Source organism: Desulfosalsimonas propionicica, from assembly GCF_013761005.1.
In the GTDB taxonomy this organism is placed as follows: Bacteria; Desulfobacterota; Desulfobacteria; order Desulfobacterales; family Desulfosalsimonadaceae; genus Desulfosalsimonas; species Desulfosalsimonas propionicica.
This window is the reverse complement of sequence record NZ_JACDUS010000005.1, coordinates 112,685-136,922: the sequence shown is the minus strand read 5'-3', so window position 1 is coordinate 136,922 and position 24,238 is coordinate 112,685. Positions and strand designations below refer to the sequence as shown.

The window sequence follows — 24,238 nt, the reverse complement described above, 5'->3', positions numbered from 1 at the left end:
CGCATTTTGCGACTCTAAATCGTTTACATAACCAACCCGATCACTGCAACCACCCAACGCCGGGAATCGTTTTCCCTTACTCGAATCCACTTTGGCCGCACCTGGGCTGCCAGATACAGGCCTTGAAAAAACGAGAGCGAAACAAAGAATGTTTGTTGGGGGGAAAAGATCAGCGGCGGTAGGCGCTAAAAAAGCGGGAAAGGCGCTCGAATGTTTTTTGCACCAGGTCCAGGCCCTCAACGCTTGTCTCAATGACGCTGGTGCGTGCAATGCGGCGCAGGGATTTATGGTTCCGGACAAACCGGGCCAGACGCCTGAGCCGAAAAAGCCTGGCGATTCGCCCGACCCGGAAAATCCGAAAAAACGGAATCAGCAGCAGCAGATCAAGCCATGCCTGGCGCAAAAAATCCCAAAAGCCGGCCGACCGGCGGAAGATAACCACCAACTCAATGACATAGATCCCGCCGATCACAGCCATGACCGGCCCGACCCAGCCTGCGCCCCGGCCGTCTGATACCAGGGGGATTATAAACACCACAAACCAGATAAGGGTTGTGATATCCACAAAAACGTCCCAGGCTTTGGAAATCTGCTGCATTCCAGGCCTCTTTATCATTTCAGCAGGAAAGGTTGGCACTGCTTTCATTTTATACCTCCAGGTCATGTCTGCGCGCAAGATATTCATCCACCTCAGACTCATATACCCTTTTGCCTTTGGACGCCCCAAGGGTGACCGCGGGCAGTTCGCCGGACTGGATCAGATTGTAGACGTGGGACTTGGAGCAATTGAGCCGACGGCGGACCTGGTCGATGTTAAGCAGCCGGTTTGTGCGGGCCTGCCCGGTATTCTGCAGATCCGGACGGTTGCGGCGGTAGACGAAAGCGTGTCGTTGTTCGGTCATGGGGACCCCCTTTATCTTCGGTGGTTTCGGATTCGTTCACGGATCGCGGCGGCCCTCTCCCGCGGATTGGCGGACTGGGCCGGCTTTTTGGGCGGCGGGTCTTCGGTGGCCGGCTCGGACAGCAGGTGCACCCCGCCGCCGGGCCACTCGGGATCGGCCAGGGCGTGGGCGATGACCTCGCAGTCCAGCAAATGGTTTTCCCGGTATTCCTGCACCCAGGTTTCTTTCCCCTTTTTGTCCTGCTTTTTGACTTCCGCCATGATCTGTTTGGCATAATCAGCCTTTGTGTCCGCGTGCAGGTAGGCGGCCATTTGAGCGGTTTCCTCGGTGCCGGCCATGGCCTTTTCCAGTCTGAAATGCACCGTGTCTTTGAGTTTGTCCGTATCCAGGCTGATAATTGACAATCCGCCCGGTATGGATCGGCCTGATGGGGTGTGCTGCAGGGATTTGCCCACGGAAATTTTGCTGGCCAGGCTCTTGGACGCCCCCTTGGTGCCCCATACCTGGCTGCCCCGGCCCACTCGGTTTTCCAGCAGCCAGAGATAAACCTGCTCGGCCGATGAGATTTCCTCCTCGTATTGGCCGCCGCCGGTGTCGATCCCGGCCCGCCAGATACGCATGCCCGGCCCGCCGCCGGCCCGGGGATATTCCCGCATAAACAGCAGGTCGTCGATTTCCGCCCAGTAAGACAGAAAACCGTAATGGATCAGCCAGGAAGTATAATCCCGGGCCCAGGCGCGCACCAAAAACCAGAAGCCATATTTCTGAACGTCAATGCCGCAGGTCAGGGCCACGGCGGCTGCAGGCACGGTCTGGGGTTTGAGCTCAGGGATCCGGGCTTTTAACACCTGATCTTCCGTGGTGGTCTTGACCCGGAAAACCCAGGGCTCGGCCTTGTGCTGGGTGATAAAAATCCGCAGTTTGTTGGGGTCTTTCAGTCCATGCAGAAAGGCCGCGGCCACATCAGACAGGGAGATAAAGGGGGAATACCAGGACGGCAGATGCAAGGCCACGGACACGGGCCGGTCCGGCGGCTCCGGGAAATCACCGAACATGGGATGTTTGCCCACAAACGGAACCCATCGGCCATTTCGGACGGCCACATCCCTGTGATCGTCAGTCCAGCCGATTTCGCAGGATACGCACACATACCGGGCCATCTTGCGGCGGGTGACCTTGCGCGGGTCCCGGATGTCTTTGGGCCATTTGATCCGGTCAAATTCCATGAACTGATAATGGCCGCACTTGGGGCACCGGGCCTGAAACCGGTACAGGATATCCGCCTCCTCGCGAATCAGCCGGGTGATGGGCGCGGTTTCGTCTTCGGGCGTGGTGTAATACAGCAGCTTCTTTGTGTGCGGATACGCGTTGGTCCGGATGTCACCCAGGTCCAGGTTGATGGGCGGATCGTATTTGTCCACCTCGTCGAAAAACATGTACCGGGCCGACTCCGATGCCAGGGCGGAAACAGACGTGGCCCAGGCCAGCATCAGGTCCATGCCGTTTTGAAACTGGATGGAATAATTTGTGGAGTCGGCCACCAGGTCGGATACGCGCGGGCTGGACTCAATCAAGGGATCAATCTGTTTCTGCTTGATCCGCTTGGTGGTGCCCTCGGTGGACATGACATAAAAAGCCGTGTCCGGATCCTGGTCAATGGCATAGTGCAGGCAGTTTAGGGCCACCTGGGTCTTGCCGGTCTGCGGGGCCCAGCACATGAAGATCTTGCGGATCCAGGGCCTGTTCCACAAATCCATGGGAAACCGCAGATACTCGGTATTGGCCGTGTCCCACTGCCCCTTCCACGGCCCGCGCGTGACCTGCCGGTGGGCATCGGCATGCTGCGACACCGTGACCTTTTCTTTCTCCTTAAACACCCGGCGCTCCGAGGGTGTAAAGATAAACTCCGGCGCCACGTCTTCGGTCGGATCGATTATTTCATGGGCTTCCTGGATCATGATGCAAATAACTCCAATTGCCTTCCACTGGCAAAGTTTATGGAAAGATCGTGATTCGCCTTATAAAAGGCCCGGGCAAATCCGGAAGGCGTAACACTTCTCAATTCAGACCTGCGCCGGCCGGCCGGCAGCCGGTGCATTTTTGAACCTTCAACCGGCCTGACCGGGTTGCGGGGCAGGTTTGGGTTGAAATCTCCCCACAGGATTGTCTTTTTTATATAGGGATCGCCATAATCACACGGGTTAAACGACATCCGGCGAAAAGGCTTGAGCTCAGGGCATAATTTTTCAATCCGGCCCACAGGGTTTTCCAGTGCCCAGAACCTGGGCCGAAACCTGACCACCATTTCCCACACGATCAGCGTCAGGCCCACCATCTGCTCGGTGAAGGATTCCCATGGCGGCTCTGCAGACCCTGGCGAATCTTTGTACTGCCACCAGCGGGCACCGGATGCAGCAAATGCAGTGCACGGCGGCGCGGCTAACAGTCCATCCACGCGGCCCTCATTTTCTTCCTCCACCAGGCTGACCAATCGGCCAAACCCTTCAAGGATGCTCCCTTCAAAATGCTGATCCCACAGCAGCACCCGCCATCCGGCATCGATATAAGGGCGCGCCCAGTTGCCAGTATAGTCATAAACTGAAAGCAAAAATGGAGGCTGATTCAGCATTACTCAACCACCTTCCATGTCTTTGGCTTGCTGTACCGGTTCAGCCAGGCTTCCAGGTGTTCCAGGTACATTTCAATCAGATCCGGCGCCTTTTCCGGATCACCTTCCACGATCCGGATGATCTCTGAGGCCTGGGCCCGGATGAAATTTTCCATGTCTGAGCGGAACACCTTTGCCCTCGCGGCCAATTCACGGTCCCATTGATTGCGGTGGACATATTCACCCATCTCAATCTTGGTCTTTGTGTCCCAGTGCCGCGCCTGGGCCTGGAGCTTTTCCAGCTGGGCTTTGGCCGTGGCTTCCTGCAGATCATCCAAAGTCCCGGATCCGTCTTTTTTCTCCAGCCATTGCTTTGCATACTTCTCAACGGTCTTGAGCGGAAACGTCCCATCTGCAGACGGCAGCAGCTTGCCTTCCTTCTTGTGCTTATAGGCAGCCGACTTACCAATTTTCCATCCGGCCCGGTCCAGGTACTCCACCACCGCGGGAATGTTTTTCAGGGCCTTGGTCATGACAAATATTCAAACTCGATACGGTTAACCGTGGTCTGCGACGTGCACTTATTGTGACGACAAAACATCTCGATAAACTCTTCCGGGGTCAACTCCGGGAACCCCTCTTTAACCACATCGGATTCATCGATTGCACAAAGGGGCTCCGGGTTTGCAGAAACAATTCGAATTTGCGTGATCCTTTTGACTTTTTCGCCCTTCTTCAATCCCATTGCCTTTTCAACGGCATTGACAACGTCTCCGGGTTTCAGAAACCACCATCCCAGGCGACGTGTAACGGTCTTGATCTGGTTTCGCACCTGATCGGTCGTAATCGCAAAGCTCATATTCCTGGGCATGCTATCCCTCCAGTTGAAATCTCCACAGCCGGACAGTCTCCCGGTTGCATCCAATGATTTCCGATATCTCGCTGTTCGAATCCCCGCGCGCCATCAGCCAGGCCATCAGGACGATTTCCTGATAAGAAAGATTTTTGCCTGCCAAAATGGTGCCGGTCCGGGCTGTGAAATCTCTGCCGCAGCTCCGGCAGGTAACGGTCCGGCTCTGCCAAAAACGACCCAGTGCTGTACCGGTCAGACCAGATCCGCAACACGGGCAAAAAGCGCCATCCGGATGCAGCCGCCTCAATATCCACTGCCGGCAAACATCAGCATCCAAAAAATTCGGCCCGAAGATTTTCGCCACGTCGGTAGCCGTGAAAAAATTTAAATTGATTGTGTTTTCGGCAGTTTCCATTTTTCCACCTGTTTATTTTTCCAAAACCTCTGACAACTCGCGCTGCACGAAACCGTATTAAACCAAGTCGCCGGAAGGACCCGTTAATGATATCCGGGATGATCATGGATCAAGATCAAACCGCGGTGCATTAGAAACTCAATGTCATTTACAGCCTGGGCGAAAAGCTCCAGGGCCTGGCCGGCGATCTCCAAGCGCTGTTGGTCCTCCCTGTCAAGCGGCGGGGCAAAGTGCATGTATACCTCGTTGTCCCGCCGCACGATCTGGATGCCGTGTTCCTGGTGCTGCTTCAGGAAATCGGACAAAGCCACCACTCTGGGGAAATCGCGCCATGGGGTGGACACGGGTTCGAGGGTCCGCGGCATGGGTGCACCTGGTGCATCATGGTCTGTGGCCGGGTCTTTTGGCAGCTCGATGTCAATGTCATATTTGGCTGCAAGGTTGCCGATCATCTGAAAACCTCCTGTTTATGGGCCCTGGTCAGGGTGGTCAGGGTTGGTCAGGGCCGGTGGTCAAGGTGAAAACCCGCGTCATTACTGGCGTGGTCAGGGTGGTCAAGGTACTTTTTTATAAAAGCAAAAATATTTACAGGGCCTATCACGCGCGCGCATGTGTATTGATGTGGCGTTTCACCCTGACCACCCTGACCACCCTGGATTAAATAACTGGAATGGTTATTGATTACCTGGTCAAGGTGAAGCGGTTTCACCCTGACCGCACCTTGACCACCCTGACCGCCCTGGAGATCACAGGGGGGCACGGGGGCCGCGGGGAAAAACCGCCGGCCCAAACCGGCCGACGCCCTGACCAGGGCAGATGCATGGTTATTCTTCGTTGGCGAATCCATTTAAGGCGATTCCTTTCAGGAATTGTTCCCGGGTGCCGTTCACCCTGGGGCGGATCATCTGCAGGTTATTGACGGCTGTGTAGAGCTCCCGGAAAAAGTTTTCCCGGGAAAGAATCTTGTAGCCGCCGGCGTTGCAGTATTCTTTATACTTCTTGTACATTTCCTTCTTGCTCTCCTGGTGCTCCTGGCCGACGTGGCACATATCATCCACAAAGCACAGCACCGGGTTATTGAGCCGTTTGTATCCAAGCATCAGCTCATCGGTTTCCCGGCTCTCGGTAAAGCGGCCCTGCTTCCATAAACGGTGAAGGCCCACCAAGGCCCAGGAAAAGATTTCAGACAGCTCTCCCTTGAGCTTTTCAAACAGGTGCGGATCCGTGTTCGCGTCTCCCTCGAAGAACTGGCGCTTGAACTGGATGGGCAGCACCCGCCGGAAGTATCCGTCAGAGTTGTCCAGCACCCTGGGCAGCTTGTTGCTGGCAAATACCAGCTTGCAATGGGGCGTGAACGTGAAAGTATTTTTGTGCTTGAATGCGGCATTGATCGGATCACCGCTGGTGATGGCCTTGAAATACGGCGATTCCATGGCCCTGGAGCCGATCTCCGTGCTGATATTGATGGCTTTCTGGTAAAGGCTCGATCTCAAAAACTGGTCCTCGAGGTCGGCAAATGACACGCTTGTGGTGTTCTCATGGCCGATCAATTCCCGCAGGATCTTTAAAAACACGCTCTTGCCGTCGCTGCCGGGCCCGATCAGGATCAGGCACTTGGCAAACAGCACGTCCTTTGTGAGGCAATAGCCCACGAATTCCTGGGCCTGGGCGATCACTCCGGGGGTCTGGATATTGGTCTTGAGATAATCCAGCCACCGGTCACACCTGCGGCTTGAATCCGGATCATAGATGACGTTTAGCTCGTAGGTGGCGTAATATTCCGGGTGATGAGGCTTTAGCTCCAGGGTTTCGAGGTTGAGCATGCCGTTTCGCACGCATACCCAGTCCTTGAAGTCGTTGACCGCACGGCCGTGGGGCAGTGTGCTCAATATCCGCACCTGGTAGGCGGCATCCTCTGCCCGGCTTTTCTGGCTTTCCCCGCCCAGGTAGCGAAGCGCCAGGGCCTTGACGTGATCCTCGTGGTATTGCTCCCAGTATCGGCCGTTCCAGCGGTAAAACAAGCCGGTTTCCGGGTCGGTCAAAAGCTGGTGCTCGGAGAGGATCTTTTCGGCCAGGCGCCGGGGTTTGAAGCTGACCCGGTCGTTTAACCCCCGCTCGAAAAACTCAAGGGCCTGGGCGGAAACATGCTTCAGAATATCCACCGGCTGCGCATCAGAGATCCGCTGCCAGAAATCATCCACGTTCTTTCGATGCTTTACGAAAAAATCCGTCAGGTCCTCGCCGTGATCCTCGGGCCAGGTGCCGTCCACGCGCCGGCCCATCTCCTCGGGCCACTCGATGGTCTTGAGGGACCGCACCACCTTGGCCAGGTGCGGGGCTGCATACACATTGGCGTATTGTTCGCCGGCCTGGTCCCCGTCATAGGCCATGACCACGTCCCGGCCCTCGAATTTGCCCGCATGCTCCCGGCTCCATTTCTTTGGCTTGCCGGTCTGGGTGATGGCGTTAAAGCCCTGGGAACGGGCACAGATCATGTCTGGTTCGCCCTCGCACAGCAGCACCGGGGACCGGTCATCAGGGGCCGGGGGGAGAAGCCGGGCTTCTCCATAGGCCTTGCCCCAGGAAAAGATTTTGCTTTCGCCCTCCTTTAGGCCCTCGGGCTTATAAAGGCGAATGTTTCGCACGTGGCCGTCTTCATCAGGCACCGGAATGGCCACGCGCTCCGGGTGCCTGATCTTTTTGATCTCCCCGGTCTTGGCCTGATAATGGGTCTGCAGCCGCAGGCCCAGGGCCTGCATCACGTCCCTGGACCACCCTCTTTTGCGTTCCAGATACTTGATCCAGGTCTCGGGCAGGTCGCCCAGCATGGCGTAAACATCATCGAGATACGGCGGGTCCTCCTGCTGCTTTGTCTTTGCCGCAGCCTTGGCTTTTTTCCGGGTGCCCGGCACCGGCGGATGGCCCGGATCCCGCTTGCCGCCATGTCCGCCGCGGTCGATTCCGAATTCATCGCAAAACGCCTTAAACCCATCGTCTGCGCCATATCCGTTCGCGTGCGCCCACAAATCCGCCAGATCGCCGGACACACCGCAATGGCCGGCCAGGCAATGAAACAGGTCCTTTTCCGGGTTGTATGAGAAGGAAGGGTTTTTCTCATCGTGAAACGGGCACAGGCCGATCATTTCATCGGCGTCCCACCCGCTTTTTACCGTAAAACACGCCTGGGCGATTGCCCGGCGCTGCTGCTCGTCCAAGTGCTCCTTTGCAATACCCATGGCCTATACCTCAAAAAATTGCGGCTGTGTGGTCATGCCCACGTAGCGGTACAGCTCATACAATGTGGCCTCGATGCGCGCCCGGAATATCGCGTCCGTGTCCCGGCAGCCGTCTTCCACGTTCCAGTGGTTTGTGGCAATGCTGCGAAACACGATTCTCCGGTAATAGGATGCATGCCGGCGCCACACCTGCAGCATGTCATCGGCCTGGGCCCGGAACCCTGCTGCAAAAGAATAGGCAATCACGTCCATCAGGGTCCGGTCGGTCACCACCACGTCATACTCCGCGGCCGCCGTGATCTCGGCGGCCATCTGCTTGTTAAATATCCACTGCTGGGCCTTGTGGGTGGTCTCCTGGTTGATGGGATACGGGCATTGCCGCTCAACGTCTGTGATCAGACAAACCGTGGCGTCGGAAAGCTTTGTGGCTGTTTGGTAAACCTCTGCCAACCGGCCGGCCGCCGTGGTCTTGCCCGTGCCCTGGGCGCCGGAAAAGGCAATGATGTTGCCCAGATCATTTTTTTTCGAGTACATCCGCCAACCTCTCCAATGCAGGTACAAAGAAAATCGATGCGGCCACCATGCCCGCGCCGATCAAAATATTTACCGGAAAATACGGGCTTTCAGAGCCGGCCAGCAAATACCCCCCGAAAAACAGCAGGCAAAATATCCACGCTTTGATCCGATCCATCATGATGCAAACCTCCAGATGATCCGCCGCCGTTCCACCGCATACACCTTGTGCCGGTGCCGCCGCGCGCACCGTTTCACCCCGGCGATGTGGGACGGATGGGAAAATCCGGCCGGCAGCCCGGCCGCCACAGCCTGTTTTTTAATCTCTCTGGCCTTCTTGCTCCGCTGGCACGCCCCCTTTGCCATGCTCCCCCCTCAGATACATCTGATAGGTTTCATTCAGTTCCCGCTTGGCCTCGGCCAGAAAATGCCGGACTTGCTCTGCGTCGCGATACTCGTTGATGGCCGCGTGAAAACGGGTCACCGGCGGATAGTCCTCCAGGCATTCATGCTGGATGGTCTCGGCGCTGGGCTCCACATCATCGACATCCCGCAGCTCGCAATTGACCACATACGCCAGGCGCGCGGCGATAATCCGGGCAATCTCGCTTTGCCCACGGGTCATAAATGCCCGGCACATGGCTTCCAACCGGTCGATGGGGTTTTTCTGATGGCTTTCGGTGGTGTCCGGATCAGCGGCCCACCGTTCCACCTGGCGCAGGGAAACACCAAACATCCTGGCCAGAACATCTTTTTTGATGTGATAGATACCTGCGGAAAACACCTGCCAGCTTCTCAACGGCGGGGCTTTGGGTTCTCTGTTCATTTCACTTTTCCTTTTTGCGTATAAATGGTATTTATTTGCTGTCATAATCTGCCCACCAAAATGGAAGGAGCGCTGCATATGAAACCACAAGTCTTTGCTTTTGCATGGTATCCATCCGAAGCTGAATACAAGAAAGTGCTATCTATCTGCGAAGACAAAGCGAACCTCCCTGATACCTTTGCGGACTGGCTGCAAAAGGCGGAGATGGGATTCAACCAATACAGCGGCCTGCCGGGGGTTAAAGTTGTAAAGATAGATGTTTACGCAGACGACTTTCTTGCCTGGTGCAAAGCCAACGGTCGTAAGGTCGATGGCTCCAGTCGCGCAGATTTCGCTAACCATAAGTTGACCCTCAAAATTAAATCGGGTGAAATTAAGCTGTGACGCCGGGGGTTTTAACCTCCAAGCCTCCGGCATTTTTCTTCCAGCAGCAGCGCTCTTGAGGCTGTCACCGCAAAATCGTAAGACCACCCGTTTTCACGGATAAACCGGTCCAGTTTTTTCATTGGCGATTCCACGGTGTTCTTGCAGCACAGGGCAACCCCGCCCTGCTCAAGCGCGTCCAGTTCATTGTCATGAATGAGGCAGGGTTCCGTAAAAGCACCGCGATTAACCAGGCGGGCCAGCCCGGCTTCCGCCCATAAACGGATGCCCTTCATTTCCTGCTTAAAAAGGTCAAACAGACCCCGTATGCGCGATGATTTATGCGGGGCATTTCTGAACACCACTAAAAGAAGCCGCCGCATCATCGCCTGGGATCGAAGCAGCTCCGGCGGGAAATGATTGGTTTTAATGGCGAGCTTGCAAAATGGCTGGAAAGTAAAGGTTCGGTAATTTGGAAAAACACCTGGTGGATGAGAAGCATTAATCATGTCTCCGGCCAGAAGGCTTTTAAAATAAGCGCTGTCCAGAGCAACCCGAAGATCGTCTTCAGTTGATACGTTTAAAACAGAGGGCTGCAAAAAACGGCGAAAGCCTTGATTCCCCATTTCTTCGACGGTCAGATTTGTCACAGGTGCCGGTTTAAGTGTTTCCCGCAGCACATCAAGAATCAAAGACTTTCCGCATCTGGCAGGCCCAACCAGGACCAAGGCCTTAGCGAAAATCACATCCCTGGTCAGACAATACCCAAAAAACTCCTGCAGGCAGTCAATGCCCGCCTGGTTGCCGATGGCCTCATCTAAAAACTGCAGCCACCGGCTGCACCTAAACTCTTGATCCTGTTTTGTTTCTTCACTCATTTCGGCCTCTCCTTTTCAAATCCGGTAAGCTATCCTGCCGGGCATGAACGCGCCCGGCACCACCCCCATCCTATGCCTGCGGCAGGCCTCCGGCCCCGGCCTGGGCCGTTGCCCTGCCCGCGCGCCGGCAGAATTCCGCATAGGTTTCCGCTGCAGCCTCCTGTTCGGCCCGGCCCATGCGGGCAAACCGCATGGCAAGAGACAACAGCCGGATCCGCTGGCTCGGGGAAATCGTCCCATCCCCGGCCCGCGCCAGCAACCCCTTCCAAACCGGCAGATCCCGCTTTTGCGTCCGCGTCCAGTAATCCCACAGCGCATCGTCACATTCCCGCTGATAGGCCAGCACCTTGGCCCGCAGGCCGTTTTTCACCTTGTTGTGGTTAATGGTGGCCAGAAACCCGGCCACTTTTCTCACCGGGATGCACACGGTCTCCTGGGACCCGCCAGACGAAGGTGTAACGATAATCGTCACCCCCCATCGATCGGCCTGGCGCCTGAGCTTTTCCCGCTGCGGCGGCCAGGCCAGGCCCATGTTTTCCACAATGGGCCGCACGGGCGCATAGGGTTCGCCCTCGTGCTCAACCGTGTAAATGGTGTCTCCGTGAAAGGAGACCGGAGTGAGGTGTTTGCGGTCGGTCATGATATCCCTCCCTTTTGCTTTTGTTTTTGCCCCGAAAGTGATAACTATCTGAATTGCATTCTTGATAAATCGCCAACCAAAGGAGCCAGCAGTGCAACAGTACAGAATCAAGTTTTTCCTTGAAGACGGCCGGCTGATCTACGCATCCAAACGCGGCAAACTCGAAACAATCCCGGAAGACCGAAAGGAAAAGCTATACTCCCAGGCTGAAAAAGCGGCCTACTCAAAAGACCTGATAACCTTTTCTTCGGTTGATTATTTCGAGACAATGCAAGCGCCTTATGTCCGGGTTTCAAGCGTGGTGCTGGAGCCGGTTGAAGGCCCGCTTGATGAAAATGCCATCCTTTTTTCGGAAGAACCGGAATAGCCCTGCCGCCCCTGCATGAAATCAACCAGCGCCTTGATCGAACCGTGCTCCTGCGATTTTTCCGCCATTTCGACCTTTCCTTTCTTGCCTCAAAAATTTAAAGATCCCAAAGCAACGGCCTCGTATTCAGATAGCGCCTGCTTGTCGGCGGCCACCCAAAAGCGACCTGAGTGAAAAACCTGAAAAAAAGGGCTGAAGTAACCCTGGTTGCCACACCCGATTGCCTTCAGCCCTGGTTTGGGGTTTTGCCCCCTCCATTATTGGAAAGGGCGGCCTTCATTTCCTCCGGCGAACCTTCCAGCCAAAGGACTGGGTTGGTGCCGGTTGCTTCGGCTATTTTTTTTGCCTTTTTCCATGAAGGACGGCGCTTGCCAGCCAAAATAAAACTGATCATCGATTGAGAAACTTTGACCTTTGCTGCGAGCTCTATTTGAGTTGGCATTTTGTACCTTTTAATTACGTTTTGATTTTTAATTTGCATTAAAATTACATATTGTCAACCGATTTTTACATTAAAAGGAAAATATTTTTCTTTTAATTTATTACCTTTGGTAATATTGTCCGTAATAAAAAAAGGTTAGTCCTTTATGCATGAAGATTACAAAGAGGCTTTCAAGGCGGCATTAAATCATCTGTTGGATGAAAAAGGGCGGGGAGCTCAGACTTTCGTCGCTATTGAAGCCAATATTTCCCATGCACAACTAAACCGGATCAAATCGGGGAAAAGCAGCGGAAGTATTGAAACTCTTTATGCTATATCAAAGGCTCTCGGCAGGGATTATGAAGAAATGGTTAAACTTGGCCGAAGCATCCTACTTTATGAAAAAGACCCGGACAAAACCCCCCTTAATGTTTCTTCTGAAACATCCTGGAAGGCCGAACCCCCACAACCCAAGATTGATGCCCGCTACTTTGACTTCGTTCCCATGGCCGAAGCCCGCTTAAACGCTGGCGGCGGAAACGTGGTCATGACAGAACAATACGGGGAATATTACGCCTTCAGAAAGGACTGGCTCAGAAAGGTAGCCACCGGCCCCGGCAACATCGTCCTGATGACCGTGGAAGGCGAAAGCATGACCCCCACCATCTCGGATGGTGACACGGTCATGATCGACATGGGCCGCACCCGCATCAAATCCGGCAGCATCTATGCCCTTGGCATCGAAGACACCATCATCATCAAGCGCCTGGAATACCTGGTCAGCGGCTCCATCCGCATCATCAGCGACAACCGCCAGGAATATTCACCCTACGAAGCAAACCCCAAAAACATCCGCATCATCGGTGAAGTCATCTGGTGCGCCAAACAGTTTATAAAGACAGAATAGAGTATACGTAGAGGGACTTTGCCCTTGTCAGGGAAAACCGCAAATATTTACCCGAAATGACAGACTTCGGCTGGAATGAACTCGTCGTCGGCCGCGCCGTCTGGATGTGGCGCAGCCTTGAGGAGGTCTGAGCAGGCCGAAACCCTATGGAGGAACTCCATTAATCGAAGCCACACTCAATCTGAGGCGCATATAACCCATTATATTGAGTGAATTTAAAATAACATGCTGAAAATAAATAAAAGTTTTGAGGCCCTTTTTTAGGTGTTATGAAGCCGATCAGGCATATATTTATCGTTATGCTCCTTAGAAAAACGAGGGATTAATGAATTTCTTTACAACAATTTTAGCAAGCACTGCAATTACAACAGGTTTAATAGGCGCTGTTGCATGGCTGGCAAGAACTTGGATTAAAGAAAGACTCACCCGATCTATAAAGCATGAATATGACAAGGATTTAGAGGAATTCAAATCTGACTTAGCGTCAAGCAATGCTATTGATTTAGAGCAATTGAAGTCCGAGTTGTCTGCAAGCAATGCAGTTGAGATAGAACAATTTAAAGCCAGAATTGGGACCGAGTATGAAATTATAAAGGCAAGCTTGCTTCGTTATACTGAAAAGCAATTTGAATTATATAACGATTTATGGGCGTCTTTATGCGATCTTGAAGTATGTGTAACGAAGCTATGGGAAGAAGCAAATTTAACTAATTTACGAAAACTGGCTCGGCAGCTACATGATACACGACTAAAAGTTAGAAAAAGCGCATTGCTTATAGAGGACAGGCATTTTAAGGAATTAAATTACGTTCTCAGTGAATTCGAAGGCTTTCAGTTTGGAAAACAATATTTGATTGACCTGAGAAAGGCAAGACGAAATGAGTATGTTGATGAATACCAAATTCACGATGCGATTTCAAATAATGCAGAAATCAAGAACCGTTTGGTAGGGTTATTATCTGACATGATGGCATGTCTTAAAAGACAAATTGTGAAGCCCGAGGAGCCTAACCAAGCAAATTAACTCGGATGCAAATTCCACTGCGCTTCATTTGCACCGGTTATTTGCGCCGTTATGCATGCGAGATTGAATAATGGCGAGAGAATCAATACCAAAGAAAATTAAAGAAGCAGTGCTTGATGAATATGATCATAGATGTGCCGTCTGCGCAGGAGACCGCCCCCATCTTCATCATGTTAATGAAGATGCAACTGATAATGACCCTATGAATTTATTGCCTCTATGTCCGAATTGTCATCTTAGAGATCAACATAATCCAACGAAAAAAATTGATGTAGGAAAGCTTAAACTGTTTAGGAAGTACAAGGATCCAACAATTTTAAAGCCACAATTTCATCCAATTTATGAACGCACACTATTTTTAAATGAGATAGAGATCAACGATTCAAATGTTGCCGAAATTGAGAATAGAGCCAAGGAATTAATTGAATTCGTGGCATCTCTTGAAATGGGTGATTTTTATAGCAAACGTCTGAACGAACTGGTTGGACCACTAAAACGTGTGTTTGTTATGGCATTAGGTGGGGGGCCGGACCCGCATTATGAGCGACAACGAAAGCGGGCTAATTATGATTATCGAGAAAAAATCTCACAAAATAAAGACGATGTATACAGTTTAATTGTTGAATTATTGCGATATCAGAAATGGTGATTGCATAACCAGTCAGCTCAGGCTACAGTCAGGGCCGACGGCTTTTTTAAACAGAGGCTCAATTGAACACCAAACAAATTTATTCAAGTTGTTGGAAGCCCTGACTGCTCCTGGCTTCCAACGTTAGGCCCCACGAGAAAATCCGGGACTAATGGAAAAATGGCTGCTTTAGGAGAGGAAATGAATGGCTTTCTCTAATTCCCATGAAGCCGCAGGAGCTATTGCCGAGTTAATTGGCGGCCCTACGCCTCGTCAAAGGCAGTTAGCAGAGTTGTGCGGAATTACTTTGGAGCGTGATTGTCCAACCTTGGTGGCGGCGGCGAAGCTAAGGATGGCGCTGACAGTTGAGTTAAATCTTCGGACTGCTGATTATGTCAGTGAAGAGTTGGAAAACCTCGTTGAGCAACTCCGCACGTCCGACGATGTGACCGTTTCTTACGAGTCTAATGAAGAAGCACTTGCATGGATCGCGCACTTCAGGCTCAAACGCAGGCGGGAACATCTCTTGGAGCTCGAGCTACGCCACGGCGATATAGTGATGACTTGGAGTGGAGAAATTGCTGAGGTGTCTTCGATTGGCCAAAACGGGCGTGTTTTCTTCAAAGGTGGCCGGGGGTTTGGGGCGTGGCCGGATCTCATCAAAGTGAGGGCACGGAAGGAAGATGAATCCGGAGAAGCGAAGGAGCTACGAATTCAAGCCAAGAACAAAGCGGAGAAGAGGAAAGGTCCATCGGAGTGGTCCGCAGCAAAAAGCGGTGATCTCGCACACTTTGTTACTGAATGTGGTTTGACTGAGGTTGAAGTCGATGAACTTGAGGCTGTAATCGAAAATGCTTCCGATGAGCGCCCAATTCAAAAGTTTCTAGAGAGCCATCCTCACCTCATCACGAGCCTAATGAGCGGAAATGAACGGTATTGCATTCCCCAAAAAAGGCTCGGAGGAGAGTATATACCTGATTTTATAATAGGTGATGCGGATTCCTTAGGGTTTCGTTGGGTTCTAATTGAAATAGAGACGCCCCGTTCCGGCATTTATCTTCAAAAGGGTGAGGATTTAGATCAATACGCCCGTAAAGGGTATAGTCAGATTGTGAGCTGGCGTAATTGGTTGTGTAATAATTTCGCATATGCTCGTAATTCTCCCCGCCAAGATGGATTAGGTCTTTTCGATATCCGCGAGAAATCGGACGCGGTGGTCCTCGTTGGGAGAAGGGAAAAAATGCCGCCGACAAAGGATGCGCAGCGTAGTGAGATCAGGCAATCGAACAATATTCAGATACATACCTACGATTGGTTAATAGAGACCCTCCGAGGCATTGTACGGCACACAGGACCACCTGGTAGTAATCGCTATCTCTTTGATTAAGAGCCAATATAGCCATAATAGATTCAAGTCGGAAGGGGCTGGATCGTTGCCTAACCAATCGTCCGAATTGACGCGAGAAACAGAGCGGCGTTTTTTTGAAAGGTTCTTGGCCGCGCAATTCATCTCAAGCGTTAGGGAGGAATATATGAAAAGATTTTCATACTGGATAATTCCCTTAATCGTGCTCTTTTATGCATTTGCCGCTACTGGTCAAACGTATGCGAAGGAAATTACTTTATTCGATAGCAAAGGCGAAGCAACTGCATATATAGACACATCTGATGAACTTACCATTTATCTCTGGGACGGAAACCCTGTAGCTTATCTTTATGATGATGACCATGTATATGGATTCAATGGAAAGCATCTTGGTTGGTTTATTGATGGAATCATATGGGATAACAAGGGAAATGCTGTCGGTTTTATTGAAGGGGCTGTAAATATGGTGACCTCCATAGAGCCAATAAAGAGTATTAAAAGTATCAAATCTATTAAGTCGATCAGAGAGATAGCACCCATAAAGCCTATGCTTTCAAATCGCTGGTCATCGCTACCTCTCTCGATCTTTTTGGCAATGGGAGCTGACTAATAATTATCCCTTATGTTCCCTAACAAAGCTAATTCAGCCGACGCAAAAAACAGCGCGGCTGATTAGCTTTGTTAGCGATCGAAAGCTAAAATGATGTATGGAGAATTCGGGGGACACGATACCCATTAAATGAATTCCGTGAATTCTGGGGACAGCATACTTAATTCAACTCATTAGCCTCAAGGATCACATTACCAAAAACATCTGCATCATCGGTGAAGTCTCTGGTGCGCAAAACGTGGAATTCTGGGGACAGTGTACTTAATTAAATCCGGGGATGGATTTGAAAGGCAAAGGCCAAACATTGCAGGCAGCGACCATTAAAATATTCCTGGCACATGGCAGTCCCACCGGCCTAAGAACCGCCGAAATCTCAAACTGGTCAGGCAAAGCCATCACAGCCCCGAGAACCGAGTTTTCCAGCCTGCTGAAAAGAGAGGAACTGGCAAATCCGGGAATTTATTTTCTCACCGGTGTGGACCCGGATACAGGCGACGATGCCATATACATTGGCGAAGCCGAAAAAGTGGCGGGCAGAATCAAGGGGCACGCGAATAAGGATTTCTGGAATTCAGTGGTGGTTTTTGTTTCAAAGGATGAAAACCTTACCAAGGCCCATACCCGATACCTGGAGGGCAAACTTATTGAAATGGCTCAGGAGATTGGGGCATCGAAAGTGATTAACTCACAGACCAGCGGGGCCAGGCTGCCGGAATCAGACAGCGCAGATATGGATATATTCCTTGAAAAATGCCTTCAACTCCTGCCTGTACTGGGTGTAAACAGCTTCAAAGCAACCGTTGATAAGGCCACGGAAGAAGAAGATATCCTTTATTGCAAAATAAAGGGCCTGACAGCCAAAGGCAAAAGAACATCCAGCGGCTTTGTTGTTTTTTCCGGCTCCAAAGCCGTGCTCGAACACCGGCCATCTTCAACCCGGTTCAAAGCCAAACGGGAAGAATTGATGGAGAAAGGGATCCTGGAAAAACAGAATAATCATCTTGTTTTCACCAAAGATGTTGAGTTCGGTTCCCCAAGCACGGCGGCCAGCATTGTCCGTGGCGGCAACTCCAATGGATTAACAAGCTGGAAAGATGCAAACGGCAAAAAATTGGGGCAAATAGAGGAAGAGAAAACCTAATCTTGTAATTGGACTGACTTAACGCTGATGCCCCCCACGTACAAAACAGAAGAAAAAAGGAAAGAGGCTGAAAAAATTTATAGGCTCCGGATGCGTCATTCTCCCCAGCTCAGGTTAGGGGATGTCTTTTCTGGAGAAACCGTCTTTAGATTTTGCAAAAATAACAAAACATTGGAAAGAATCAATAATTGATTCTTAGAAAGCTGAAAAATATAAAACCGCAGTGATCAAACGGCATGTTTGCTTAAAATATTGTGATCAAACTTTTTCATGTATTGTAACAGAAGTGGAAATTTAGATCAGCTAAGGAGAACCAATGATAACCCAGAAAAACCTCGTGCAGATGCTCAAGCACCTTGGTTTTACCAAGAAAAAACAAAGCTATATCAAACACTTTATTGAACACGACGCATATCTTAGAGTGGACCTTGAGCAAGAAGAAATCTTCTATCCTGAGGATAAAGGCATAATTATAACCGACCGACAAATCTGCAATTTCAGCGCCAATGAAAATTTCGTTGTTCTTGAATGCGTACACCGCCTACTGGCAAAGGGTTATAAACCTAAACACATGGAGTTGGAACCTAAATGGAAGGTTGGCCACGGAGCAAGCGGAGGGCGTGCCGATATCCTTATCAAAGATAACAAGGGCAAATCTCTTTTAATTATTGAATGCAAAACCGCTGGGAGAGAACACGCAAGGGCTTGGAGGCAAACCCTGCAGAACGGAGGGCAATTATTCTCTTATGTCCAACAAGATAGAAGCACACAATTCATATGCCTATACTCTGCTGATTTTATTGATGGAGAGCTCTTTTTTACCAACCATATAATCACCCTAAAAGATAACGAAAAACTTCTGGAAGAAAAAAAGCACAGTCAACCCCTTTCCTATAAAGAATCAGGAGGAGCGGATGAGCTCTTCCGTGCTTGGGCAGAGACCTACAGCAAGGACTTTGCCACCAAAGGTATTTTTGAAGACGACATACCAGCCTATGAGATAGGGAAGCACCATTTTTCACTAAAAGACCTGAAATCCATTAGCAGTAATGACATCCAGGGGAAATACCACGAATTTGCTACCATACTAAGGCAACATAACGTATCTGGGCATGAAAATGCCTTTGATAAGCTGGTAAATCTTTTCTTGTGCAAAATTGTTGACGAAGCAAACAATCCCGACAACCTTAAATTTTACTGGAAGGGAATCGCCTATGACAGCCATTTTGACCTTCAGGATCGCCTTCAGCTCTTATATAAAGCGGGGATGAAAGAATTCTTAGGTGAAGAGGTTACCTATATTGATAATGCTGCAATTGACGATGCATTTCGTTTCTTCAAAAACGATCCAGACGCTACACGGGACACGATCAAGCAATACTTTCGTGAATTAAAATTTTATACCAATAATGATTTCGCCTTCATCGACGTGCATAATGAAAAGCTGTTTTATCAGAATGCAGAGGTCTTGTTAAAAATCGTAAGAATGCTTCAGGACATCCACCTAAAAACAGATGAACAGAACCAGTTTCTAGGTGATATGTTCGAAGGCTTTCTGGACCAGGGAATTAAACAAAGTGAAGGGCAGTTCTTCACCCCAATGCCCATCGTTAAGTTCATTCTTTCATCCTTGCCTGTTGAGAAACTGATCATTGAGCATGAACAGCCCCCTAATGTCATAGATTATGCTTGCGGCGCTGGACATTTCCTCAATGAATATGCAATGCGAATCGCTCCTGTGGTGAAACAAAAAAAAACCGATCCTCTTCAAAATTATTATGCTGCAGTTAGAGGCGTTGAAAAAGAATACCGTCTATCAAAAGTAGCCAAAGTCTCTGCATTTATGTACGGCCAAAATGACATCGACATAATCTACAATGACGCGCTATCAGACAACGACAAAGCTAAGGATGCATGTTTTTCACTACTTGTTTCCAATCCGCCATATAGTGTCAAAGGTTTTCTGGAAACCCTTTCTCCCTCGGATAGGGAACGCTTCGAATTAACCAAGTGCGTTGATGAAAAGAGCTATGCCAGTAACAACAGTATAGAGACTTTTTTTCTCGAAAGGGCAAAACAATTACTTAAGCCTGATGGTGTCGCAGGAATTATTCTGCCTATTTCCATTTTGTCCAAGGGCAGCATCAGGGCTACAGCGAAAAAACGCAATATTTATGTAACTGCTCGGGAAATTCTTTTAAAATACTTCGATATCGTGGCAATTACAGAGTTTGGGAGCGGCACGTTCGGGAAAACAGGCACACACACTATAACCCTATTCTTACACCGCAGAAAAGAAGACCCCGCTCCCGCCCTCCATTACAAGAACAGAATTGAAAGCTGGTTTAGTGGTTATGATGATAAAAGCGTAGTTTTTAAAGACGAACACTTTCTTCGCAAATATTGCAACCTTTTAGAATATCAACTAGATGATTATAAATCACTGCTCAAAGGATACCCCAACAAAACACTTCTTGATACGGACGTATTCAAGGCATATCGCAAAGACTTTGAAAATTTTGCAGAAACAAAATATAGAAAGAAACAAAAAACTTTCAAAAATTTAAGCAAAAAAGACCAACAGGATGAAATGGAAGGAAAATTCATAACTTATATCCAAAACATTGAAAAAGAAAAGCTCTATTACTTTATTCTTACAAGTCTTAACCCTACCCAAACTGTGATAGTGCGGTCACCATCCAGCAATGCAGAAATGAAAAAATTTCTTGGCTATGAATGGAGCAGCGCCAAAGGGAACGAAGGGATAAAATACTTAGGCGGCCAGACCGTCACGATTGAAAAGGATGAAGAAGGCGAGGAGGTCTTAGAGCAAGATGACAAGAGAGTGCTGGAAAATCTGCTTAATTTAGATAATATTCAGACCCCACTCTATGATCCGGGGAATTTATCAAACCCAGAAAAAATAAACAGCCTGATCCGCGCTAACTTCAACGGGGAAACAGTCCATATACCAGAGGAACTAAACGATTATGTTACAACAGCTTGGTTGACGGACATGCTTGATTTTTCGCGCAAAGAATTCAATAAGGCCATTAGCTTAACCCCAAAGAAGGCTTCTATGGTTGAGAGCAAATGGGAGTTGGTAAAACTTGATGAAATCGCTGAAATAGTAAGTGGCGGTACTCCAAACACAAGCACATCTACCTATTGGGAAAATGGCGATATCTGTTGGGCATCTCTAGTTGATACTAAAAAAAAATACTTAACTGATACAGAAAGAAAAATAACGAAAGAAGGTCTGGAGAATAGTAGCGCAAAACTTCTCCCAGTGAATTCGGTTTTGTTTTCAAGTCGTGCAACCATTGGTGAAATATCGATTAATAAGGTCCCGACCGCTACAAATCAAGGTTTCAAAAACTTTGTTTGTAAAGGCGATAAGATACACTATGAATATCTGTATGAGGTACTTGCTTATTGCACCGAAAAGATACAAAATTTAGTTGATTCAGGAACCAAATATAAAGAAGTGAATACCACGGCAATTAAGAACTTCAAAATTCCTCTTCCTCCTTTCGAGGTCCAAGGACAAATTGTCACCGAATGCAAGGAAGTAGACAAAGAAGCAAAACAAGCGCAAGAAGAGATTGGTAGGGCAGAAGCAGGCATTGAAGAGATTTTATCGGATTGGCTCGACAAAGGTTATTTCATAAAAAAGATAGAGGAAATATCAGTTACCAATCCATCTAAGAAAGAAATCTCAGACATCGGGGATGAAGTAATAGTCTCGTTTGTTGAAATGTCCTCACTTGGCAAAGGCTTTATCGCCCATAAAGAAGACAGGCCGCTAAATGACCTGAGAAAAGGCACTTACACCTATTTCAGGGAAGAAGATATTATTATAGCCAAGATTACCCCCTGTATGGAAAATGGGAAATGTGCAGTTGCTAAGGGCCTGGCAAGAGGCATTGGTTTTGGTAGTACTGAATTTCATGTAATTCGAACAGACCAAAATAGGGCCCTGCCTGAATATGTATTTGCCTTTTTGAATCGTGAGGTAGTTAGAAAACAAGCTGAAGCCCAAATGACGGGCTCCAGCGGCCACAGAAGAGTCCCGATTTCCTTTTATGAACAGTTCACCATACCACTGCCCGGTGATCTTGAGACGCAGAAAACTCTAATCAGGCAAATTCAAAAACACAAGGATGCCATTAAGGAGGCAAAAGAAATCTTGGAAAACTGCGAGAAACGTAAGGGTGAAATTCTTCAGAAGTATCTGTAAGCAGAACATTTTACAGTATTTTAAAAAAGGAACCTTAAGCCTCAATACCCTTGACAAAGCAAGGGCCGTTGAACTGTAAAATAAATGCCACACTCAATTGCTTAATTCGGGGGACACGTAATTCGGGGGGACACGATACCCATTAAATCATCTATTTTATTATGGACCGATACCGAACCGAAAAAAAAAGAAAACTATCTGAAAAGATTTACCGCCTGGGGCAGCAGGGTCTTTCATGGGTGGAAATTGCCCACCAAAGCGGCATGATTTATCAGAACGCCCGCCATATCTACCAGCGGGAATGCATTTACAGAGAAAAGGCCTTTTATTACCCCTTTATCGAATACCTCTCCGCCCGCACGGAAAAGGCTATCCGTAAAAGCCTGGGAGAAGACCTGCTGGCCGACCCGGAAGGTTTGTCCCAACTTGAAAACCTTAAAAAACTCCTGTGCTGGCCGGGTGTAGGACGCGGCGTGCTCCAGGACCTTGCCGACGCCCTTAATCAGGCCGGGTATGATTCCTTTGATCCTTTGAAAACAAGGGAGGCCATACTCAGCCACCCAAAACGTTTCAGACGGCTGAACACCCCGGCCTCTTAAATTTTTCTTGACCTGCGCGCATCCCTTTTATTATAAAAAGAACTGCCACACTCAATTGCCTTCAGCCCATCACAAAACGGTGATGGGCCTTGTCACAAAGCAGCGACCAGCAACAGCTTGACCGGATTGAAAAGAAGCTCGACATGATTATCGAGCATTTTAATATCGGTGCGTCCAGCCAGGCCAAAAGGTCATCCCGGGAAATCGACGACATCGTCCGCAGCAAGATTTACCACTTACAAAACCGGCAGCGCCGGGCTAAAAAATAATCCCATGTCCATCCGGCAGATTGCAGACAAAAAATTCCAGATCGACATCTCCCAGGGCCGCACGGGCAAGCGGATCCGTTTCGTGTTTGAAGGATCAGAGGAAGAAGCCCGCATTGCAGAAGTAAAGGCCAAAAAGCAGCTTGGCAAAACCGCGCGGGACTCCCACCTGATCAATGAAATCGCGCCCGATTATCTGGAACACGTCCGGCTGCACCAGTCCGCCCGCACCTACCGGGATAAAAAAAGAATGATATACGGCCAGATCCTTGGCTTTTTCGGCAACTACCATTTCGACTTCATCAATAACACCATCGTGGGGTCTTACAAGACCAAGCGCCTTGAAGAAACCAAGGGCCGAAAAATCCACCGGCAAATAAACCTGGAATTGCTCACCCTGTCCGCCATGTGGAAATGGGCTTATGAAAACAACAGGTGTGTGGATGAGCCTGTAAAAATACAGAAGCTGCCCTATAGGCGGCCAGAGCCCGACACCCTCACCAGGGCCGAGGTCCAAAAGATTCTGAAGCACGCCAACCCGTTTCACCGGGCCATGATCGGGTGTCTCTATTATGCCGGGCTGCGGATGAACGAAGTCTTTGACCTGGAGACCCGGCACATAAACCTGGACGGCAGGTTCATCCGGGCCAAAGGCAAGGGCGGCTATGAACGCCTGGTGCCCATGGCGGATAAGCTTTATGAAATGCTGGCCGGCCAGGTGGAATGCAGAAGGCTTTGCGGCTTTAACCACCTGTTTCCATCACTGAGAAATGCCGGTGCAAAGGCCACGGATATGCGGCGGGGCCTCTGGGGCGCCATGAAACGCGCCGGAATCAAAAAGCGGGTGACGCCTCACATGTTCCGGCATTCGTTTGCCACACACATGCTCGAGGCAGGAAAGGACCTCAGAACCATTCAGGAGCTTTTGGGCCACAAGGAAGTGAGCACCACACAGATTTATACCCACGTGGCCCTGAATCGGAAAAAGGATGCGATCGGGTCGTTGTGACGACAATTTCACTTGACGACGTTGTCATTTTTTGCTATTGAAAAGATATATAAAAACAGATGGATAAAAAACAGCACATCTACCTCTTAATCAGTAGGTTGAAGGTTCGATTCCTTCACGGCCCACCAGTAAAATCAGGCAGTTATAAATTTGCCCCTCTTTTAATACAACACAATTTTTAACCACATTGAAAACCCGGCAAAACAGCCGGGTTTTTTTTGTTGGAAAAGTGGAAAATGAAAGGAAACCACATTACTGCGATGTAAAAAGCTTTTTCTTGCCATGGCCGATTTCCATGTTTAACACTATCAAAAACATCTGCTTGCTGATGTGCCTGTGCTAAACTATGATACTGCGCTAGTTAAAGCGATCTCCTGGCAATATCATGGTGAAAAACTGGTTATTCCACAGGCCGGTATGGATTAT

General features: G+C 49.6%; 27 protein-coding genes. 13 read left to right on the top strand and 14 right to left on the bottom strand.

Annotated elements, in window-relative coordinates; all coding sequences use genetic code 11:
* Nucleotides 1-169: 169 nt before the first annotated feature.
* The 7 genes from HNR65_RS10570 to HNR65_RS10540 all read right to left on the bottom strand — a co-directional run bounded on the left by HNR65_RS10570 (nt 170) and on the right by HNR65_RS10540 (nt 5,230).
* The gene (locus tag HNR65_RS10570; protein WP_181551471.1) at nt 170-598 is read right to left on the bottom strand and encodes an ion transporter; all 429 of its coding nucleotides are present in this window, start codon (nt 596-598) and stop codon (nt 170-172) included.
* A 49-nt stretch (nt 599-647) separates the two neighbouring features.
* Nucleotides 648-902 carry a helix-turn-helix transcriptional regulator gene (locus tag HNR65_RS10565; RefSeq protein WP_181551470.1) on the bottom strand — a complete coding sequence of 85 codons (255 nt, stop codon included), beginning with the start codon at nt 900-902 and terminating at the stop codon, nt 648-650.
* 11 nt (nt 903-913) lie between these two features.
* Nucleotides 914-2,860 (bottom strand): terminase gpA endonuclease subunit, encoded by a 1,947-nt coding sequence (locus HNR65_RS10560; protein ID WP_181551469.1) that lies wholly within the window; start codon nt 2,858-2,860, stop codon nt 914-916.
* Nucleotides 2,857-3,531, bottom strand: coding sequence for a DNA cytosine methyltransferase (locus HNR65_RS10555; protein ID WP_181551468.1), 675 nt, complete (start codon nt 3,529-3,531; stop codon nt 2,857-2,859). Before HNR65_RS10555 ends, HNR65_RS10560 begins: the two co-directional genes overlap by 4 nt.
* Complete coding sequence (locus HNR65_RS10550) at nt 3,531-4,043, bottom strand: hypothetical protein (protein ID WP_181551467.1); 513 nt, start codon at nt 4,041-4,043, stop codon at nt 3,531-3,533. Before HNR65_RS10550 ends, HNR65_RS10555 begins: the two co-directional genes overlap by 1 nt.
* Nucleotides 4,040-4,381: an ASCH domain-containing protein gene (locus HNR65_RS10545; RefSeq protein ID WP_220128358.1), complete on the bottom strand. Its 342-nt coding sequence runs from the start codon at nt 4,379-4,381 to the stop codon at nt 4,040-4,042. Before HNR65_RS10545 ends, HNR65_RS10550 begins: the two co-directional genes overlap by 4 nt.
* 480 nt (nt 4,382-4,861) lie before the next feature.
* The gene (locus HNR65_RS10540; RefSeq protein WP_181551466.1) at nt 4,862-5,230 is read right to left on the bottom strand and encodes a hypothetical protein; all 369 of its coding nucleotides are present in this window, start codon (nt 5,228-5,230) and stop codon (nt 4,862-4,864) included.
* A gap of 65 nt (nt 5,231-5,295) precedes the next feature.
* On the opposite strand from HNR65_RS10540, the gene HNR65_RS10535 reads away from it, so the two are divergent.
* Complete coding sequence (locus HNR65_RS10535; protein WP_181551465.1) at nt 5,296-5,439, top strand: hypothetical protein; 144 nt, start codon at nt 5,296-5,298, stop codon at nt 5,437-5,439.
* A 163-nt stretch (nt 5,440-5,602) separates the two neighbouring features.
* Here HNR65_RS10535 and HNR65_RS10530 read toward each other — a convergent pair whose 3' ends face one another.
* From HNR65_RS10530 to HNR65_RS10515, 4 genes are all read right to left on the bottom strand, one after another.
* Nucleotides 5,603-8,014: a phage/plasmid primase, P4 family gene (locus tag HNR65_RS10530; RefSeq protein ID WP_181551464.1), complete on the bottom strand. Its 2,412-nt coding sequence runs from the start codon at nt 8,012-8,014 to the stop codon at nt 5,603-5,605.
* Between the two features lie 3 nt (nt 8,015-8,017).
* Nucleotides 8,018-8,548 carry an AAA family ATPase gene (locus tag HNR65_RS10525; RefSeq protein ID WP_181551463.1) on the bottom strand — a complete coding sequence of 177 codons (531 nt, stop codon included), beginning with the start codon at nt 8,546-8,548 and terminating at the stop codon, nt 8,018-8,020.
* On the bottom strand, nt 8,529-8,708 hold the full coding sequence (locus HNR65_RS10520) for a hypothetical protein (protein WP_181551462.1): 180 nt from the start codon (nt 8,706-8,708) through the stop codon (nt 8,529-8,531). Before HNR65_RS10520 ends, HNR65_RS10525 begins: the two co-directional genes overlap by 20 nt.
* A 138-nt stretch (nt 8,709-8,846) precedes the next feature.
* The gene (locus HNR65_RS10515; protein ID WP_181551461.1) at nt 8,847-9,353 is read right to left on the bottom strand and encodes a hypothetical protein; all 507 of its coding nucleotides are present in this window, start codon (nt 9,351-9,353) and stop codon (nt 8,847-8,849) included.
* Nucleotides 9,354-9,431: 78 nt separating this feature from the next.
* On the opposite strand from HNR65_RS10515, the gene HNR65_RS10510 reads away from it, so the two are divergent.
* Nucleotides 9,432-9,737 (top strand): hypothetical protein, encoded by a 306-nt coding sequence (locus HNR65_RS10510; protein WP_181551460.1) that lies wholly within the window; start codon nt 9,432-9,434, stop codon nt 9,735-9,737.
* Nucleotides 9,738-9,748: 11 nt separating this feature from the next.
* Here HNR65_RS10510 and HNR65_RS10505 read toward each other — a convergent pair whose 3' ends face one another.
* Complete coding sequence (locus HNR65_RS10505) at nt 9,749-10,594, bottom strand: hypothetical protein (protein WP_181551459.1); 846 nt, start codon at nt 10,592-10,594, stop codon at nt 9,749-9,751.
* Nucleotides 10,595-10,664: 70 nt separating this feature from the next.
* On the bottom strand, nt 10,665-11,234 hold the full coding sequence (locus tag HNR65_RS10500) for a phage antirepressor N-terminal domain-containing protein (RefSeq protein ID WP_181551458.1): 570 nt from the start codon (nt 11,232-11,234) through the stop codon (nt 10,665-10,667).
* Nucleotides 11,235-11,325: 91 nt separating this feature from the next.
* On the opposite strand from HNR65_RS10500, the gene HNR65_RS10495 reads away from it, so the two are divergent.
* Nucleotides 11,326-11,601 (top strand): hypothetical protein, encoded by a 276-nt coding sequence (locus tag HNR65_RS10495; RefSeq protein WP_181551457.1) that lies wholly within the window; start codon nt 11,326-11,328, stop codon nt 11,599-11,601.
* 226 nt (nt 11,602-11,827) lie between these two features.
* Here HNR65_RS10495 and HNR65_RS10490 read toward each other — a convergent pair whose 3' ends face one another.
* The gene (locus tag HNR65_RS10490) at nt 11,828-12,082 is read right to left on the bottom strand and encodes a helix-turn-helix domain-containing protein (RefSeq protein ID WP_181551456.1); all 255 of its coding nucleotides are present in this window, start codon (nt 12,080-12,082) and stop codon (nt 11,828-11,830) included.
* Between the two features lie 106 nt (nt 12,083-12,188).
* On the opposite strand from HNR65_RS10490, the gene HNR65_RS10485 reads away from it, so the two are divergent.
* The 10 genes from HNR65_RS10485 to HNR65_RS10440 all read left to right on the top strand — a co-directional run bounded on the left by HNR65_RS10485 (nt 12,189) and on the right by HNR65_RS10440 (nt 23,812).
* Complete coding sequence (locus HNR65_RS10485) at nt 12,189-12,929, top strand: XRE family transcriptional regulator (protein WP_181551455.1); 741 nt, start codon at nt 12,189-12,191, stop codon at nt 12,927-12,929.
* A 325-nt stretch (nt 12,930-13,254) separates the two neighbouring features.
* Nucleotides 13,255-13,953, top strand: coding sequence for a hypothetical protein (locus HNR65_RS10480; RefSeq protein ID WP_181551454.1), 699 nt, complete (start codon nt 13,255-13,257; stop codon nt 13,951-13,953).
* Nucleotides 13,954-14,023: 70 nt separating this feature from the next.
* Nucleotides 14,024-14,602 carry an HNH endonuclease gene (locus HNR65_RS10475; RefSeq protein WP_181551453.1) on the top strand — a complete coding sequence of 193 codons (579 nt, stop codon included), beginning with the start codon at nt 14,024-14,026 and terminating at the stop codon, nt 14,600-14,602.
* Nucleotides 14,603-14,786: 184 nt separating this feature from the next.
* The gene (locus tag HNR65_RS10470; protein WP_181551452.1) at nt 14,787-15,968 is read left to right on the top strand and encodes a Shedu anti-phage system protein SduA domain-containing protein; all 1,182 of its coding nucleotides are present in this window, start codon (nt 14,787-14,789) and stop codon (nt 15,966-15,968) included.
* A 145-nt stretch (nt 15,969-16,113) separates the two neighbouring features.
* The gene (locus tag HNR65_RS10465; RefSeq protein ID WP_181551451.1) at nt 16,114-16,557 is read left to right on the top strand and encodes a 4-fold beta flower protein; all 444 of its coding nucleotides are present in this window, start codon (nt 16,114-16,116) and stop codon (nt 16,555-16,557) included.
* 283 nt (nt 16,558-16,840) lie between these two features.
* A complete protein-coding gene (locus tag HNR65_RS10460; protein ID WP_220128357.1) occupies nt 16,841-17,698 on the top strand; it encodes a GIY-YIG nuclease family protein in 858 nt (285 codons plus the stop codon).
* Nucleotides 17,699-18,014: 316 nt separating this feature from the next.
* Nucleotides 18,015-21,938: a restriction endonuclease subunit S gene (locus HNR65_RS10455; protein ID WP_181551449.1), complete on the top strand. Its 3,924-nt coding sequence runs from the start codon at nt 18,015-18,017 to the stop codon at nt 21,936-21,938.
* A gap of 161 nt (nt 21,939-22,099) precedes the next feature.
* On the top strand, nt 22,100-22,537 hold the full coding sequence (locus HNR65_RS10450) for a hypothetical protein (RefSeq protein WP_181551448.1): 438 nt from the start codon (nt 22,100-22,102) through the stop codon (nt 22,535-22,537).
* Nucleotides 22,538-22,626: 89 nt separating this feature from the next.
* Nucleotides 22,627-22,806, top strand: coding sequence for a hypothetical protein (locus HNR65_RS10445; protein WP_181551447.1), 180 nt, complete (start codon nt 22,627-22,629; stop codon nt 22,804-22,806).
* Between the two features lie 4 nt (nt 22,807-22,810).
* On the top strand, nt 22,811-23,812 hold the full coding sequence (locus HNR65_RS10440; RefSeq protein ID WP_181551446.1) for a tyrosine-type recombinase/integrase: 1,002 nt from the start codon (nt 22,811-22,813) through the stop codon (nt 23,810-23,812).
* Nucleotides 23,813-24,238: the final 426 nt, after the last annotated feature.